Origin of the sequence: Jannaschia faecimaris (assembly GCF_900107415.1) — a bacterium.
In the GTDB taxonomy this organism is placed as follows: domain Bacteria; phylum Pseudomonadota; class Alphaproteobacteria; order Rhodobacterales; family Rhodobacteraceae; genus Jannaschia; species Jannaschia faecimaris.
In genome coordinates, this window is the sequence record NZ_FNPX01000010.1 from 24,216 (window position 1) to 39,114 (window position 14,899).

16 protein-coding genes are annotated in these 14,899 nt (G+C 59.3%); 13 read left to right on the top strand and 3 right to left on the bottom strand.

The features are described 5' to 3' along the window. Nucleotides 1–4: 4 nt before the first annotated feature. The 13 genes from BLV27_RS11605 (at nt 5) to cysE (ending at nt 10,985) form a co-directional block, all read left to right on the top strand. Nucleotides 5–1,150, top strand: a complete 1,146-nt coding sequence (locus BLV27_RS11605; RefSeq protein WP_092646128.1) for a phage major capsid protein — start codon at nt 5–7, stop codon at nt 1,148–1,150. A gap of 63 nt (nt 1,151–1,213) precedes the next feature. Then, nucleotides 1,214–1,876: a head-tail connector protein gene (locus BLV27_RS11610; protein ID WP_092646130.1), complete on the top strand. Its 663-nt coding sequence runs from the start codon at nt 1,214–1,216 to the stop codon at nt 1,874–1,876. Beyond that, entirely contained in the window at nt 1,876–2,217 is a 342-nt protein-coding gene (locus BLV27_RS11615) for a head-tail adaptor protein (RefSeq protein ID WP_092646132.1), read from the top strand. The genes BLV27_RS11610 and BLV27_RS11615 overlap by 1 nt, the downstream gene beginning before the upstream one ends. Beyond that, complete coding sequence (locus BLV27_RS11620) at nt 2,214–2,627, top strand: DUF3168 domain-containing protein (protein ID WP_092646134.1); 414 nt, start codon at nt 2,214–2,216, stop codon at nt 2,625–2,627. The genes BLV27_RS11615 and BLV27_RS11620 overlap by 4 nt, the downstream gene beginning before the upstream one ends. 24 nt (nt 2,628–2,651) lie before the next feature. Further along, nucleotides 2,652–3,065, top strand: a complete 414-nt coding sequence (locus BLV27_RS11625; protein WP_092646136.1) for a phage major tail protein, TP901-1 family — start codon at nt 2,652–2,654, stop codon at nt 3,063–3,065. Beyond that, nucleotides 3,065–3,388 (top strand): gene transfer agent family protein, encoded by a 324-nt coding sequence (locus tag BLV27_RS11630; RefSeq protein ID WP_092646138.1) that lies wholly within the window; start codon nt 3,065–3,067, stop codon nt 3,386–3,388. Before BLV27_RS11625 ends, BLV27_RS11630 begins: the two co-directional genes overlap by 1 nt. Then, the gene (locus tag BLV27_RS11635) at nt 3,385–3,600 is read left to right on the top strand and encodes a rcc01693 family protein (RefSeq protein ID WP_092646140.1); all 216 of its coding nucleotides are present in this window, start codon (nt 3,385–3,387) and stop codon (nt 3,598–3,600) included. The genes BLV27_RS11630 and BLV27_RS11635 overlap by 4 nt, the downstream gene beginning before the upstream one ends. Then, a complete protein-coding gene (locus BLV27_RS11640; protein WP_092646142.1) occupies nt 3,593–4,240 on the top strand; it encodes a phage tail tape measure protein in 648 nt (215 codons plus the stop codon). Before BLV27_RS11635 ends, BLV27_RS11640 begins: the two co-directional genes overlap by 8 nt. Before the next feature lie 10 nt (nt 4,241–4,250). Beyond that, the gene (locus tag BLV27_RS11645) at nt 4,251–4,883 is read left to right on the top strand and encodes a DUF2460 domain-containing protein (RefSeq protein ID WP_092646144.1); all 633 of its coding nucleotides are present in this window, start codon (nt 4,251–4,253) and stop codon (nt 4,881–4,883) included. After that, nucleotides 4,880–5,749: a DUF2163 domain-containing protein gene (locus BLV27_RS11650; RefSeq protein WP_092646146.1), complete on the top strand. Its 870-nt coding sequence runs from the start codon at nt 4,880–4,882 to the stop codon at nt 5,747–5,749. Before BLV27_RS11645 ends, BLV27_RS11650 begins: the two co-directional genes overlap by 4 nt. Next, nucleotides 5,746–6,192: an NlpC/P60 family protein gene (locus BLV27_RS11655; protein ID WP_092646148.1), complete on the top strand. Its 447-nt coding sequence runs from the start codon at nt 5,746–5,748 to the stop codon at nt 6,190–6,192. Before BLV27_RS11650 ends, BLV27_RS11655 begins: the two co-directional genes overlap by 4 nt. Before the next feature lie 2 nt (nt 6,193–6,194). Next, complete coding sequence (locus tag BLV27_RS11660; protein ID WP_092646150.1) at nt 6,195–10,106, top strand: baseplate multidomain protein megatron; 3,912 nt, start codon at nt 6,195–6,197, stop codon at nt 10,104–10,106. A 60-nt stretch (nt 10,107–10,166) separates the two neighbouring features. Further along, entirely contained in the window at nt 10,167–10,985 is an 819-nt protein-coding gene (cysE, locus tag BLV27_RS11665; protein ID WP_092646152.1) for a serine O-acetyltransferase, read from the top strand. 67 nt (nt 10,986–11,052) lie between these two features. On the opposite strand, the gene BLV27_RS11670 is transcribed toward cysE, so the two are convergent. The 3 genes from BLV27_RS11670 to pdhA are packed head-to-tail and all read right to left on the bottom strand — an operon-like array spanning nt 11,053 to nt 14,816. Further along, nucleotides 11,053–12,393, bottom strand: coding sequence for a pyruvate dehydrogenase complex dihydrolipoamide acetyltransferase (locus BLV27_RS11670; RefSeq protein WP_092646154.1), 1,341 nt, complete (start codon nt 12,391–12,393; stop codon nt 11,053–11,055). Between the two features lie 12 nt (nt 12,394–12,405). Continuing rightward, the gene (locus tag BLV27_RS11675; RefSeq protein WP_092646156.1) at nt 12,406–13,797 is read right to left on the bottom strand and encodes a pyruvate dehydrogenase complex E1 component subunit beta; all 1,392 of its coding nucleotides are present in this window, start codon (nt 13,795–13,797) and stop codon (nt 12,406–12,408) included. Beyond that, nucleotides 13,797–14,816 (bottom strand): pyruvate dehydrogenase (acetyl-transferring) E1 component subunit alpha, encoded by a 1,020-nt coding sequence (gene pdhA, locus BLV27_RS11680; protein WP_092646158.1) that lies wholly within the window; start codon nt 14,814–14,816, stop codon nt 13,797–13,799. Before pdhA ends, BLV27_RS11675 begins: the two co-directional genes overlap by 1 nt. Nucleotides 14,817–14,899 lie beyond the last annotated feature (83 nt).

The window sequence follows — 14,899 nt, forward strand, 5'->3', positions numbered from 1 at the left end:
CCCGATGAGTCATTACGGCGTCGGGGAAGTCACCGAAGCGCTGACCGGTCTGGTCAGCGATTTCAGAGGCTTCCGCCAAAATATTACCCAGAAGATGCAGCAACAGGAAGAGCGGCTGAATATGAGCTACAAGACCCAACGCCCCCAGCTGGCGAGCGACGATATGAGCCACGCCCCGCACCAGAAGGCCATGGACGCCTATCTGCGGTCTGGTGACGACGATGGGCTGCGCGCCTTGGCGCTGGACGCCAAGGGAATGAATACCGCCGTGTCCGCCGAGGGCGGATACCTGGTTGACCCGCAGACCGCGGAAACGGTGAAGTCGGTCCTGACTGGTGCCTCGTCTATCCGGGCGGTAGCCAATGTCGTCAATGTGGATGCCACGTCTTATGACGTCTTGGTTGACCACACCGATCTGGGTGCCGGTTGGGCCAGTGAGGCAGGCGGCTTTGCCGAGACGGTCAGTCCGCAGTTCGACCGCGTGTCGATCCCGCTTCACGAATTGTCCGCAATGCCCAAGGCTTCGCAGCGGTTGCTGGACGACGCGGCATTCGACATCGAGGGCTGGCTTGCGGGGCGTATCGCCGACAAGTTTGCATCCTCGGAAGCGGCAGCTTTTGTCGTAGGTGACGGCGTCGACAAGCCGACGGGGTTCCTGATCTATTCCAATGTCGACGAGGCAAGCTGGACCTGGGGCGCGCTTGGCTATGTCGCCACCGGGGCAGTGGACGATTTTCACGCAGAGCGTCCTTCTGATGCAATCGTAGACTTGGTCTATGCATTGGGTGCAAAATATCGGGCCAACGCCACCTTCGTCATGAATTCGAAGACGGCTGGCGCGGTGCGCAAGATGAAGGATGCGGACGGTCGCTTCCTGTGGTCGGACAGTCTGACCGCCGGTCAGTCGGCGCAGTTGATGGGGTATCCGGTGCTGATTGCCGAAGATATGCCGGATATCGGCGCGGATGCCACCGCCATCGCATTTGGTGACTTCGGTGCCGGCTACACGGTCGCAGAGCGGCCTGACCTGCGCGTTCTGCGCGATCCCTTCAGCGCCAAACCCCATGTTCTGTTCTATGCAACCAAGCGTGTTGGAGGTGACGTGACCGACTTCGCGGCGATCAAGCTGCTGAAGTTCACGTTGGCCTGATCCCAGCCGGCCCCGACTGTCGCGGTCGGGGCCAAGCGAGGTCGTCTGGGGACGAAACCCTTCATGCGACCAGAGATGGACGCAGGTTGGTGGGGCCGGTGTGTTTCCGGCCTGGTCCGCACGCGGCGCACTGGCTCCACAGTTGAATATGAAACCAATACGCAGGCGGAGGTGCCGATGGCGATGATGGTGCAGGGATCCGATGGGATCGAGGATGACGTTCTGCCGGTGGCAGATTTGGCCGCGTCAATGCGCTTGGCCGATGGCTTCGAGTCCGTTCCGGGCCAAATGGCTCGGTTGCGAGGGCGTTTGCGGGCGGCCATTGCCATCGTGGAGACACGCACGAGCAAGGTGTTGGTCGCACGGGAGTTCATGCTGAGAGGCGTGGCAAAGGACGGCACACGCCAAGCTGTTTCGATTTCGCCGCTGGTAGAGGTGATCGCAGCCGAAGTTCAGCAGGGGACGACGGTGGTCGATCTTGGGGAGGTTCTGGTTGAGCCGCATCCGCACCGGGCCGTTCTTGTATTCGAGCGTTCACTCCGGGTCGGAGCCGTTTTGACGCTGAGGGTGACGGCTGGATATAGCGCCTGGTCGCAGGTTCCAGCCCCATTGCGCGAAGCTGTTCTGATGATCGCGCAGGGGTTGGATTCTGGCGACGATGTCACGGCGCAGGCGGAGAGCCTTATGGCTCCATATCGGGCGTTGCGGATTGGGGGGAGGGGCTGATGGCACATGTCTTCACGCGGTACCTGAAGCTGGAGGTTCCCGTGCGCACTTCCGACGGTGCCGGAGGGCAGGCCGTGACATGGGAGCAGCGTGGAGGCCTTTGGGCCGAAGTTAGAATGCGGTCCGGCTCGTTGCGGCATGGGGACTTTGGGCGGACGCCGAGATTACAGGTTCGTATGCGAACCCATGCATTGCCCGAAGGCAGTTCAATGCGACCGGAGCCGGGTCACCGTCTGCGTGACGGGGCCCATGTCTATGAGGTCGAAGCCGCGCATTGCGACGACGCGCATGTGCTGACGATTCTGGCAAGTGAAACGCCCGGTGCGGGAGGCACGGCATGACCTATGCGATGGGCGAGAGCCTCCAGGCCGCGATTTACGCGCACCTGATAGACGATCCGTCGGTGGACGCTCTGCTGTCGGGTGCCGTTTTCGACGATGTTCCGACGGATGCACCAGACCCGTTCGTGGCGATTGGACCCGAGAGAGCGCGAGGCATCGGCGACAGCGGTGGCACCGGTGCAATGCACCAGATGACGATCAGCGTTGTAACGCGACGAAAGGGATACCTCGCAGCCAAAGCAGTGGCCGTCGCGGTTTCGGATGCACTGTCGCGCGCGGATCTGACGCTGGCGCGGGGCCGTCTGGTGTCGCTGCGCTTCGTTCGAGCTCAAGCAAAGCGGGACAAGGCTGAGGGCGCGCGGCGGATCGATCTGATCTTTCGGGCACGTACAGATGAGCCGGGTCTGTAGGCCCAATCAAGGAGATATGGAAACATGACTGTTCAAGCGGGCAAGGACCTTTTGTTGAAGGTTGACCAAGATGGAACCGGCGTTTTCGTGACGCTGGCGGGGCTGAGGGCGACGCGGCTGACTTTCAATGCTGGAAGTATCGACGTCACCTCGACTGAAAGTGCCGGCGGTTGGCGCGAATTGTTGGGGGGTGGGGGCGTAAAGTCAGCCGCCGTATCGGGATCGGGCATTTTCCGAGATGCTGGCACGGATGCGCGGGCGAGACAGCTGTTCTTCGATGGAGAGGTGCCTGCGTTCCAGGTCATCATTCCGGACTTTGGAATCGTGGAGGGGCCATTTCAGATCACCTCACTGGAATATGGTGGCACCCATGATGGAGAAGCCACCTATGAAATCGCGCTCGCGTCAGCGGGCGAGCTGATCTTTACGCCGCTTTGATGGAGTATGGGAACCCCTTCGCGGGCGAAGTGGCGCTGGTATTGAATGGCCAGCGATATGTCCTGAAGCTGACATTGGGCGCGCTGGCCGAATTGGAGGCCGACCTGGACGAAGATAGCCTGGTTGCGCTGGTTTCCCGGTTTGAAAGCGGCGGGTTCCGCGCACGCGACGTGGCGCAGCTCCTCTTGGCTGGACTGCGGGGCGGCGGGTGGCGCGGCAACGCCGGAACGCTTTTGTCCGCGGAAATCGAGGGCGGCCCCCCCGAAGCGACGCGGGTTGCCGCGTTGCTGCTGGGAAGAGCGTTCGCCCTGCCGGGATCATGAAACGGGTGTCTGACATCGGGCTTGATTGGCCTGCGCTCATGGCGGCGGGTCTCCGCAGGCTCGGACTAAAGCCTGCGGAATTCTGGGCACTGACACCAGCGGAGTTAGCGTTTTTATTGGGGCATGGGGACGGACGATTGCCGATGGACCGGGCGGGGCTTGATGCGCTGGCCGCCCGATTCCCGGACACGGAGGAAAGCAAAGATGGATGATGTGGTTGGCGAAGGCCTGGATGAGAAACTCGATGCGTTGGAAGCGCGGCTGGGCGGGTCAGAGGTGGTCGTGGCACGATTCACGGCGGCGCTTGGCACCTTGGAAGGGCAGATGCTTTTCACCCAACGGGAGGTGCAGGGCCTGTCCCGGTCATTCGGCGGGTCACTGAAGCGCGCCTTTGATGGTGTGGCTTTTGACGGTCAGAAGCTGTCAGATGCCCTGAGTACGTTGGCGCAGTCCATGGTCAACGCATCCTATAACGCGGCAGTGCGGCCTGTCAGTCAGGCGCTTGGCGGAACATTGGCGAGCGGAATCAACGCCGTTTTGCCCTTTGCAGACGGGGCGAGTTTCGCTCAGGGCCGTGTCATGCCCTTTGCAAAGGGCGGTGTGATCAGTGCGGCGTCGATGTTTCCGATGCGTGGTGGAACTGGCCTGATGGGCGAAGCTGGCCCGGAGGCCATCATGCCTCTACGGCGCGGGCCGGACGGCAGCTTGGGCGTGGCAGCACAAGGTGGGAGCGGCGCTGTCACCATCAACATGAATATTGCGACGCCGGATGTACAGGGCTTCAGGCGGTCCCGCAGCCAAGTTGCCGCTGAAATGTCCCGCGCCCTGTCGCGCGGTGCACGCAATCGCTGAGGAGGTGTCGATGTCTTTCCACGAAATACGGTTCCCGCCACGCTTGTCCTTGGGCTCCATTGGCGGGCCGGAGCGTTTAACCGAGATCGTCACGCTCGCTAATGGGCACGAGGAGCGCAATACGCCTTGGGCACATTCGCTTCGGCGCTATGATGCGGGCGTTGGGATGAGATCCCTGAACGACGTAGAAGACTTGATCGCGTTTTTCGAAGCACGGCGTGGGCAACTGCACGGATTTCGATGGAAAGACTGGGCCGACTGCAAGTCCAGCCGGCCTTCGGACCAGATCAGTTTTCGCGACCAGGTCATCGGGGTTGGCGACGGTCAGGCGAAGGTATTCCAGCTCTCCAAGACCTATGTTTCGGGCAACCAGGACTACACCCGTCCGATCACCAAGCCGGTGCCGCGCAGCGTATTGGCTGGGGTGCAGGACGACGAGCTAACATATCAGGTGCACTATACCGTGGACCACGAGTCGGGACTCGTAAGCTTTGTGGAGCCGCCTGATATCGCCGTTGAGGTGACTGCCGGGTTTGAATTCGACGTGCCGGTTCGTTTCGATACCGACGCGATCCGGACGTCGGTTGCCAACTTCCAGGCGGGCGAAGTCCCAGATGTGCCGGTCGTGGAGTTGCGAGTATGAGTATGCTTGCGGAGCACATGGCCAGCGGCTGTACGACGGTTTGTCGGGCGTGGATCGTACGGCGCAAAGATGGCTTGACCCTTGGATTTACCGATCACGATCTTGAATTGATCGTGGAGGGCGTTGCCTGTTTGGCAGCTTCCGGGATGACAGCCGGTGCCTTGCAGGCCTCAACCGGATTGGCGGTGGACAATGCAGAGGCGCAGGGCGCGCTAAGTCATGATGCGATCCGAGGAGAGGATATTCGCGCAGGCCTTTGGGATGGTGCGGAAGTCACGAGCTACTTGGTAAATTGGCAGTCAGCGCAGGATTTCGAAGTCCTGTTCCGCGGCTCGCTTGGTGAGATTTCCTGGGGCGAGGGTGCCTTTACGGCTGAATTGCGCGGGCTTTCTGAGACGTTGAACAAGGCGCGGGGACGCGTCTACCAGTCACGCTGCGATGCCGCGCTAGGCGACGAACGCTGCCGCCATGAGCTTGGGCCAATGTTCACCACGGAGGTGGAGGTATCCGCTTCCAGCGATGATCGGCTGGTCATGCTGCCGCTCTTGCGAGATTTCCCGCCGAAGTGGTTTGAGAACGGACAATTGATCGTCCTGTCTGGCGCAGCACAAGGGGCCTTGGAACGGATCAAGACTGACCGCACGCGGGAAGAAGTCCGAGAGTTGGGACTTTGGCAGTCTTTGCGAAGAGCAATCGAACCCGGGGATCGGGTGAAGATCAACGCCGGTTGTGACAAGCGCATGTCGACGTGCCGATTGAAGTTTGACAACTTATTAAATTTTAGAGGTTTTCCTCAGATTCCCGGCGAGGATTGGCTGTTGACCTATCCTGTTTCCGGCGGGGGAAATGACGGTGGCAAGTTGTGAATGCAATTGTAACGGCTGCCCGTGCCTGGATCGGGACGAAATACGTGCATCAGGCTTCTCTGAGGGGTGGGGGAACGGATTGCTTGGGCTTGGTGCGCGGTGTCTGGCGCGAGTTGTATGGCGACGAGCCTGAAGCTGTCCCCGCCTATTCCCGAGACTGGGCCGAACCGCAGGGCCTTGAAGTGTTGTTCGAAGCGGCAGGGCGTCACCTAGCCCGCGTCCCGAGATCGCGATCGTTCCAAGCGGGAGAGCTGCTGCTCTTTCGAATGCGCGATGCAGCTATAGCCAAGCACCTTGGTATCATTGGTGATGGCGGCAACACACCGACTTTCATACACGCGTACACCGGGCATGGTGTGGTGGAAACCCATTTGTCGTCGCCCTGGAACCGCAGGATCGCGGCGCGATTCGACTTTCCCCCAATCATTGACGAGGAGAACTGATCATGGCGACACTCGTCTTAGGAGCAGTCGGAGCAGCGGTCGGAGGAAGTCTCGGCGGGTCGTTTCTTGGCTTGAGCGGGGCAGTGGTTGGCCGCGCAGTCGGAGCCACACTAGGGCGCGTCATCGATCAGTCGATTCTGGGTGCCGGGGCTGATGCGGTTGAGGTCGGACGGCTGGATAGGTTGCGGTTGATCAGCGCATCGGAGGGTGCACCCATTCCTAGGGCGATCGGACGCGTTCGATTGTCGGGACAGGTCATTTGGGCGAGCCGATTCAGAGAAACACGCGAGACCACAGGTGGTGGAGGCAAGGGAGCGCCAAGGGCCCCGAAACAGACTTCCTTTAGCTATTCGGTATCTCTTGCAGTCGCCGTGGCAGAGGGCGAGATCACCCGGATCGGGCGGATATGGGCCGACGGCAAAGAGATTGCGCGATCCTCGGTATTGATGCGAGTCTATCGCGGCACGGAAGATCAGATGCCAGACTCGCTAATCGAGGCAATCGAGGGGGCGGACAATGCCCCGGCATTTCGCGGTGTCGCGTACGTCATGTTTGAAGATCTTGATTTGACACCATACGGGAATCGCGTGCCGCAACTGTCGTTCGAGGTCGTTCGTACGATCGAGGTTCCTGGGGAAGTACCGGCTCCGTCATCTCTGATCGAGGGCGTGGCACTGGTTCCCGGAAGCGGTGAATTTGCTTTGGCAACGACGGCGGTGCATTTCAATAAGGCCGGTGAGAAGGACTCGGCGAATGTGAATACGCCACAGGGGATCGCCGATTTTCGGGTCTCGATGGATGATTTGGTGGAGGAGTTGCCAAACCTGAAATCCGTGTCGCTTTTGGTGTCGTGGTTCGGGGATGATCTGCGCTGCGGAGAGTGCGAAATCAAGCCACGGGTTGAGCATACTGACGTTGAAGGAACGGGGCAGTTTTGGAACGTCTCCGGTCAGACCCGCGCAACAGCCGGCACGGTGCCGATGAAGGGTGGCCGTCCTGTCTATGGTGGAACCCCGAGCGATCTTTCAGTGATAGAGGCGATCCGTGATCTGAATGAGCGTGGACTCGCGATCACGTTTTACCCGTTTATTATGATGGACCAATTGGCTGGGAATGGCCTGCCAGACCCCTATGGATCTGAGGAGCAACCAGCTCTGCCGTGGAGGGGCCGGATTACGACTGGACTGGCGGCCCATCAAAACGGATCAAGCGACCGGACATTGCAAGCCCGCACAGAAGTCGAGGCCTTCTTTGGTCGGACCGATGGATCGGAGATCATCGTTAAGAGCACCGGAAGCACCTTCCGGCATGGGCATCGTATTATTCAAGGCCCGGCGGACGACTGGTCGTATCGCCGTTTCATCTTGCACTACGCGAAGCTGTGCGCAGAGGCTGGCGGCGTCGAAGCCTTTTGCATCGGATCAGAGATGCGCGGTCTGACCCGTATTCGAGCAGAGGGAGACAGTTTTCCATCAGTGGAGGCCTTGCGCGATCTTGCGCGCGATGTTCGAGGCATCTTGCCGGATACAAAGATCTCTTACGCAGCGGACTGGTCTGAATACTATGGTTATCAGCCGGCTGATACGGGCAACGTTCACTTCAATCTGGACCCGCTATGGGCTGACCCTGCGATCGATTTCGTTGGTATCGACAACTATATGCCGCTGGCGGATTGGCGAGACGGGGACGCGCATCTTGATGCAGCATTCCGCACTACGAACAACCTCGAATATCTTCAATCGAATATCGAAGGGGGCGAGGGTTTTGACTGGCACTATCCAACCCCAGAAGCCCGAGCGTCGCAGCGGCGCGTTCCAATATCTGACGGGGCCCACGGAGAGCCGTGGGTTTATCGCTATAAGGACATCCGAAGTTGGTGGACCAATGCACATCATGACCGAATTGATGGGACGAGAGCGGAGCAGCCGACGGCGTGGGTTCCGGGGTCGAAGCCAATCCGGTTCACTGAATATGGCTGTGCGGCCATAGACAGGGGTGCCAACCAACCCAACAAGTTCATTGATGAAAAATCGTCAGAGTCGAGCCTGCCTCGACACTCAGACGGGCGGCCGGATGACACGATGCAGATGCAGTATCTGCGGAGTCTGCTTGCGTATTGGAATGACTCCAGCCGAAATCCAAAATCCGAGGTTTACGATGGCCGGATGGTAGATTTATCGAGAAGCCTTGCATGGGCGTGGGACACAAGACCGTGGCCCTATTTTCCGGAGCTGGCGTCCCACTGGAGTGATGCCCAGAACTACGCGCGCGGGCACTGGATTTCTGGGCGGACCGCAAACCAGCCGCTTGCGAACGTTGTTGCGCAAATCTGTAGTTTGGCCGGATTGCGTGACTATGATGTTTCGCGCGTTGAAGGGGTCGTTCGCGGCTATGTCATGGCAAATGTTCAAAGCGCGCGTGCCGATCTTCAGCCTCTGATGATGACCTATGGGATTGAAGCGAGCGAGCAAGCCGGAAGAATAGTCTTCTTCATGCGTGCAGATGCGCCCGAAGCGAAGCTTGATCCTAACTTTTTCGTCAGGCGGGACGGCCCTGTCATCGTACGGCAGCGCGCGGCATTTGCTGAAGCGCCGAAACGTGTACTTGTCAACCACATGAATTCGGAGGGCGACTTTGAGATTCGCGTTGCGGACGCGGGCCTGCCGGGCAACTCGGACTCACCGGTCTCCCAATCCGAGGTGCCGTTGAGCCTGAGCAAAGGGGAAGCGCACGGATTGGCGGAACGGTTTTTGACCGAGACAAACATTTCGCGAGACACTGTAGAACTGGAACTCGCCCCATCGATGCGTCAATACAAACCGGGGCAACTAATTCAGATCGACGAGACAGGTGACCTCTGGCGGATAGACCGGCTTGAGGATGCTGGCGGGCGCAAAGTTCAAGCAGTAAGGACCGAGCGCGCCCAATATGAGCCGAGTGACCGTGTTGAAGACGGGTCTGGTCGCGTTCGTCCGCTGGCTCCGCTGCCAGTGGATTCAACGTTTCTGGAATTGCCTCTCCTGACTGGCGAGGAGGTGCCCTATTCTCCCTATATTGCCGTGTCTGCTTCGCCTTGGCCCGGTACGGTAGCGATATATTCGTCTAGCGATGATGCAAATTATGGGCTGAACTCCTTGATCAATCTGCCAACAGTAAATGGCGTGACGGAAACCGTTCTTGATCCCGCCCGACCGTCGGTGTTCGATAATGGTCCCGAATTGCTCGTGCGGGTTCGCAACGAGACGCTAGAGTCTGTGTCGCTCAAAGCCCTGCTGTCAGGCGCGAATGCTGCGGCGATAAACGATGGATCTCTGACTGGGTGGGAGGTTTTCCAATTCCAGCACGCCCGGCTTGTTGCGCCAGGCTTGTGGGGCTTGTCCAGACGATTGCGGGGTCAGCGGGGGACAGAATGGACAATGTGCGAGACCCGCCCTATCGGCTCCACAATTGTGTTCCTCGGTTCGAACTTGGCCCAGTTAGAGTTCGCCAAGGAAACCTTGGGTGTAGAACGCTATTTCAGAACTGGCCCTGCGCGTCTTCCGCTGGAAAACGAGGCATACCTTCAGGAAAAAATCGTGGTACGTGGCGAAGGACTTAGGCCCTACGCGCCAGCGCATCTGAGGGCCACACGACAGCCGGACGGTGTTGCGGTGTCATGGATCCGGCGATCCAGGGTTGGCGGAGACGGTTGGGGTGCCGCTGATGTGCCAACTGGAGAAGCGCGGGAGCGCTACCGCGTTCAGGTGTTACGGAGCGATGAGAGCGTTTCATTCGAGATTGATACAGTCCTGCCAGAGGTGTTCATCGACAATCAAAGTCTCGATAACCCGGAAGTTGGACCGCTCCGGCTGTCCGTCGCTCAGATATCGGAAGACGTTGGATCAGGCGCTGAGGCGTATATCGCGGTTCCGTGATCCCAGTTTGCTTTGGTCGGGCGGAAGGCTTAGATCAAAACTCAAAGATGGAGATGCGCAATGCGGATGCCGAGCAAGAAATTGCATTCAATCGACCCGGTTTGGGATAGGATTACTGTGGAGGCGCGTCAGGCAGCCCAAGATGAGCCTGTTCTGGGCGGACTTACTCATTCATCTGTTCTACAGCACGATCTATTAGAAGATGCGCTTGCTTATCACTTCGCGCAAAAGCTGGCTTCAGTTGAGATGAGCGAGCAAATTCTGCGCGAAGTTGCGGACACGGCTTTGGCCGATGATCCGCGTATCGCCACGGCGGCGCGTGCTGATATTGTGGCGACTTATGAACGTGACCCAGCCTGTGATCGTTTCTTGCAGCCGCTGATGTTTTTCAAGGGCTACAGGGCTGTACAGGCCAGCCGGATCGGGCACTGGCTTTGGATGGAAGGCCGTAGGGATCTCGCCTACTTCGTTCAGATGCGAATTTCAGAGCTTTTCGGAGTCGATATTCATCCGGGTGCCCAGATCGGGCGCGGCATCATGATTGATCACGCACATTCTATTGTTATCGGTGAGACAGCAGTTGTGGGAGATAATGTTTCGATGTTGCATTCGGTGACGCTGGGCGGGACGGGTAAGGAAGACGATGACCGGCACCCGAAGATAGGGGACGGTGTTTTGATCGGCGCTGGAGCAAAGGTTCTTGGAAACATCAAGATCGGTCATTGCTCGCGGATTGCGGCAGGATCGGTTGTGCTTGAGGATGTGCCACCGAAGACTACGGTGGCGGGCGTACCCGCCCGGATTGTTGGCGAGGCGGGATGCGCACAACCCTCTACCATGATGGACCAGTTGATTGGCATCCGATCATCTGACGACTGAGTTTATATCGGCAAAGACAAGAGGCCGGGGCTTCCGCCCCGGCTTCTCTGCGAAAACGCTGCTGCTTTCAGGCAAGCATAGTGATCGGGTTCTCCAAGTTGGCGGCAATTGCCTTCAGGAAATCTGCCCCGAGCGCACCGTCTATGACGCGATGGTCGACTGAGAGCGTTACCGACATCATCGTGGCGGCGGTTATTTCTCCGTCACCCCCTATGATTGGCTTTTTCACACCCGCACCGACGGCGAGGATCGAACCGTGTGGCGGATTGATAACCGCGTCGAAGTTGTCGATGCCAAACATGCCCAGATTCGAGATCGCAAAACTGCCGCCCTGATACTCATGGGGGGCCAGCTTTCGATCGCGAGCGCGTGCAGCAAGGTCCTTCATTTCTGCTGAAAGCGCCGACAGCGACTTTAGGTGCGCGTCCTTCAAGACCGGTGTGAAAAGGCCACCCTCGATTGCCACTGCTACCGCCACATCCGACGGCTTAAGTTGCAGCATCCGGTCACCGGCCCAGACCGCATTGGCGGCCGGAACCTCTTGCAATGCCAAGGCGCATGCCTTGATGATGAAGTCGTTCACCGAGAGCTTTACACCCCGACCTTCCAGCTGCTTGTTAAGCTGGCTGCGGAACTTAAGTAACGCGTCCAGCTTAATATCACGGCGCAGATAGAAGTGTGGGATTGTTTGCTTGGCCTCTGTGAGGCGGGCCGCGACGGTCTTACGCATACCGTCGAGCTTTACCTCTTGGAACTCGCGGCCTTCAAACATCTTCATGACCTGTTCCGCCGACATGCCTGCGGGCATGGCCGTCTTGCCTGCGGCTGCTTCAGTCTTGGGCGCATCGGTCGTAGATGCGGCACTCGATGGCTTGGCGGCACCGGACTGCGCGCTTTCGACGTCGACTTTGATAATCCTGCCGCGCGGGCCGGAGCCCTGGATCTGGCTGAGGTCGAGGCCTTTGTCCTTGGCAATACGCCGGGCGAGCGGTGTCGCAAAAATGCGGTCTCCACCATCAGTCTTGGGCGCTGGCGGTGCAGCGGTCGCATCGCCACGACCGTCGGCCTCAACTGGTTCGGTCTGTTCAGATGTATTCGCGGGCGAGGCGTCGGCAGACCCGGATGCCCCGCCTGGCGATGCGCTTTCGATGGCGGACGCATCCTCTCCTTCTTCCAGAAGCACGGCGATGGGCGAGTTGACCTTCACGCCCTCGGTGCCTTCGGCGACGAGGATCTTGCCGATCGTGCCTTCGTCGACGGCTTCGAATTCCATGGTCGCCTTGTCGGTTTCGATTTCTGCCAGCAGATCGCCGGAGGACACGGTGTCGCCCTCCTTGACCAGCCATTTGGCAAGCGTGCCTTCCTCCATAGTAGGGGATAGGGCGGGCATCAGGATTTCAGTTGCCATGTGTCTATCCCCTTAACGGTAGGTGACTTTTTTGACGGCTTCGACCACTTCGTCCGTGGTCACGAGCGCCAGCTTTTCGAGATTGGCCGCATAAGGCATGGGCACGTCCTTACCTGTGCAGGTGATCACCGGAGCATCAAGGTAATCGAACGCACGCTGCATGATGACCGAGGCCATGTGGTCGCTGAAAGACGCTACCGGATAGCCTTCCTCGATCAACACGCACCTGTTGGTCTTCATCACTGACGCAAGAACCGTGTCGTAGTCGACGGGGCGCAAGGTGCGAAGATCAATCACCTCGGCCTCAATCCCGTCGCCGGCCAGGCGTTCGGCTGCTTCAAGCGCATAGGTCATTCCGATGCCCCAACTCACCAAGGTCACGTCGCTACCCTCGCGCCAGATCTTCGCTTTGCCGAATGGCACGGTGAAATCGTCAAGCTTGGGCACCTCGAAGGACTTCCCGTACAGGATCTCGTTTTCCAGGAAGATCACCGGATTCGGGTCGCGGATGGCCGATTTCATCAAGCCTTTCGCGTCTGCTGCTGAGTATGGCATTACGACCTTCAGGCCAGGGATGCTGGCGTACCAAGCGGCGTAATCCTGGCTATGCTGCGCGCCGACACGGGCGGCGGCACCGTTCGCACCGCGGAAAACCATCGGTGCTCCCATCTGGCCACCCGACATGTACAATGTCTTCGCGGCAGAGTTGATGATCTGGTCAATGGCCTGCATGGCGAAGTTGAACGTCATGAACTCCACGATGGGCTTCAGGCCGCCAAAGGCCGCACCGACGCCGATTCCGGTAAATCCATGCTCGGTGATCGGTGTGTCGATGATGCGCTTGGAGCCGAACTCGTCCAGCATCCCCTGCGAGATCTTGTACGCCCCCTGATACTCGGCGACTTCCTCGCCCATCAGGAACACGGTCTCGTCGCGGCGCATTTCTTCGGACATGCCTTCTCGGATGGCCTCGCGCACGGTCATGGTGACCATCTCGGTGCCTTCGGGCCAGTCAGGGCTGGCGTTCGACTGCGGCTTGCCGGTGTCGGCCTCAAGGCGCGACTGGTCTTTGGGCGCGGCGGGGACCGTCTCGGTTGGAGTGTCGTCCTTGGGGGCAGCCTCGGCCTTCGAACCGGCGCTTTCGGCGGCAGAGGCGTCCTCGCCTTCCTCCAGCAACACAGCGATGGGTGAGTTCACCTTCACCCCTTCGGTGCCTTCGGCGACGATGATTTTGCCTATCGTTCCTTCATCGACGGCCTCGAACTCCATCGTGGCCTTGTCGGTTTCGATCTCGGCCAGGATGTCGCCGGAGGACACAGTATCCCCCTCCTTCACCAGCCATTTTGCGAGCGTGCCCTCCTCCATAGTGGGGGAGAGGGCGGGCATCAGGATTTCGGTCGCCATTACACGGCCTCCTGCGGAATTTCTTCGGCGTAAATATCGGTCCACAACTCTTCGAGCGCGGGCTCCGGGCTTTCCTTGGCGAACTCGGCGGACGCGTTGACGACCTCCTTGATGTCCTTGTCGATAGCCTTGAGATCATCTTCCGTCGCATGTTTGCCCGTCAGAAGGATCTGGCGTACCTGCTCGATGCAGTCACGCTCTTCGCGCATCTTCTGAACCTCGTCGCGGGTCCGGTACTTGGCCGGATCCGACATGGAGTGGCCGCGATAGCGGTAGGTCTTGATTTCAAGGATATAGGGGCCTTTGCCCGCGCGGCAGTGGGCCACGGCCTTCTCACCTGCGGCTTTCACGGCCAACACGTCCATGCCATCGACTTCCTCGCCCTCGATGCCATAGGCGGCACCGCGCTCCCAGTAGCTGTTGGACTTGGTCGACCGTTTGGTCGACGTGCCCATTGCGTATTGGTTGTTCTCGATCACGAACACGACCGGCAGGTCCCAGAGTTCCGCCATGTTATAGGCTTCGTAGACTTGACCCTGGTTGGCCGCTCCGTCGCCGAAATAGGTGAACGTGACGTTGTCGTTGCCCTTGTACTTGTCGGCGAATGCAAGGCCCGCGCCGATAGGCACCTGGGCCGCGACGATGCCATGGCCGCCATAGAAATGCTTCTCCTTGGAGAACATGTGCATCGAGCCGCCCTTGCCCTTGGAGTACCCGCCCTCGCGGCCCGTCAGTTCGGCCATGACGCCGTTCGGGTCCATACCGCAAGCCAACATGTGACCGTGATCGCGATAGGAGGTGACGCGCTTGTCTCCCTCTTTGGCGGCGGCCTCCAAGCCCACGACGACGGCTTCCTGACCGATGTAGAGGTGGCAGAACCCCCCGATCAGCCCCATCCCGTAGAGTTGTCCCGCCTTCTCTTCGAAACGGCGGATCAGAAGCATATCTCGGTAGTATTGAAGGAGATCCTCCTTCGAGACATTCGGGGTCGCCTTGGCGGCGGTCTTACGGGTGGCCATAGGGCTCATCTCCTCCGGTCGTAAGATCGTTCAACGTTAAACAAATGACTAACTCAAACGTTCCCGTGGGGAAAGGGCATTGC

Excerpts from the sequence above, each read along its gene's own strand:
- BLV27_RS11605 (WP_092646128.1), top strand. The coding sequence starts at position 5 with ATGAGTCATTACGGCGTCGGGGAAGTCACCGAAGCGCTGACCGGTCTG.
- BLV27_RS11610 (WP_092646130.1), top strand. The coding sequence starts at position 1,214 with ATGCGACCAGAGATGGACGCAGGTTGGTGGGGCCGGTGTGTTTCCGGC.
- BLV27_RS11615 (WP_092646132.1), top strand. The coding sequence starts at position 1,876 with ATGGCACATGTCTTCACGCGGTACCTGAAGCTGGAGGTTCCCGTGCGC.
- BLV27_RS11620 (WP_092646134.1), top strand. The coding sequence starts at position 2,214 with ATGACCTATGCGATGGGCGAGAGCCTCCAGGCCGCGATTTACGCGCAC.
- BLV27_RS11625 (WP_092646136.1), top strand. The coding sequence starts at position 2,652 with ATGACTGTTCAAGCGGGCAAGGACCTTTTGTTGAAGGTTGACCAAGAT.
- BLV27_RS11630 (WP_092646138.1), top strand. The coding sequence starts at position 3,065 with ATGGAGTATGGGAACCCCTTCGCGGGCGAAGTGGCGCTGGTATTGAAT.
- BLV27_RS11635 (WP_092646140.1), top strand. The coding sequence starts at position 3,385 with ATGAAACGGGTGTCTGACATCGGGCTTGATTGGCCTGCGCTCATGGCG.
- BLV27_RS11640 (WP_092646142.1), top strand. The coding sequence starts at position 3,593 with ATGGATGATGTGGTTGGCGAAGGCCTGGATGAGAAACTCGATGCGTTG.
- BLV27_RS11645 (WP_092646144.1), top strand. The coding sequence starts at position 4,251 with ATGTCTTTCCACGAAATACGGTTCCCGCCACGCTTGTCCTTGGGCTCC.
- BLV27_RS11650 (WP_092646146.1), top strand. The coding sequence starts at position 4,880 with ATGAGTATGCTTGCGGAGCACATGGCCAGCGGCTGTACGACGGTTTGT.
- BLV27_RS11660 (WP_092646150.1), top strand. The coding sequence starts at position 6,195 with ATGGCGACACTCGTCTTAGGAGCAGTCGGAGCAGCGGTCGGAGGAAGT.
- cysE (WP_092646152.1), top strand. The coding sequence starts at position 10,167 with ATGCGGATGCCGAGCAAGAAATTGCATTCAATCGACCCGGTTTGGGAT.
- BLV27_RS11670 (WP_092646154.1), bottom strand. The coding sequence starts at position 12,393 with ATGGCAACTGAAATCCTGATGCCCGCCCTATCCCCTACTATGGAGGAA.
- BLV27_RS11675 (WP_092646156.1), bottom strand. The coding sequence starts at position 13,797 with ATGGCGACCGAAATCCTGATGCCCGCCCTCTCCCCCACTATGGAGGAG.
- pdhA (WP_092646158.1), bottom strand. The coding sequence starts at position 14,816 with ATGGCCACCCGTAAGACCGCCGCCAAGGCGACCCCGAATGTCTCGAAG.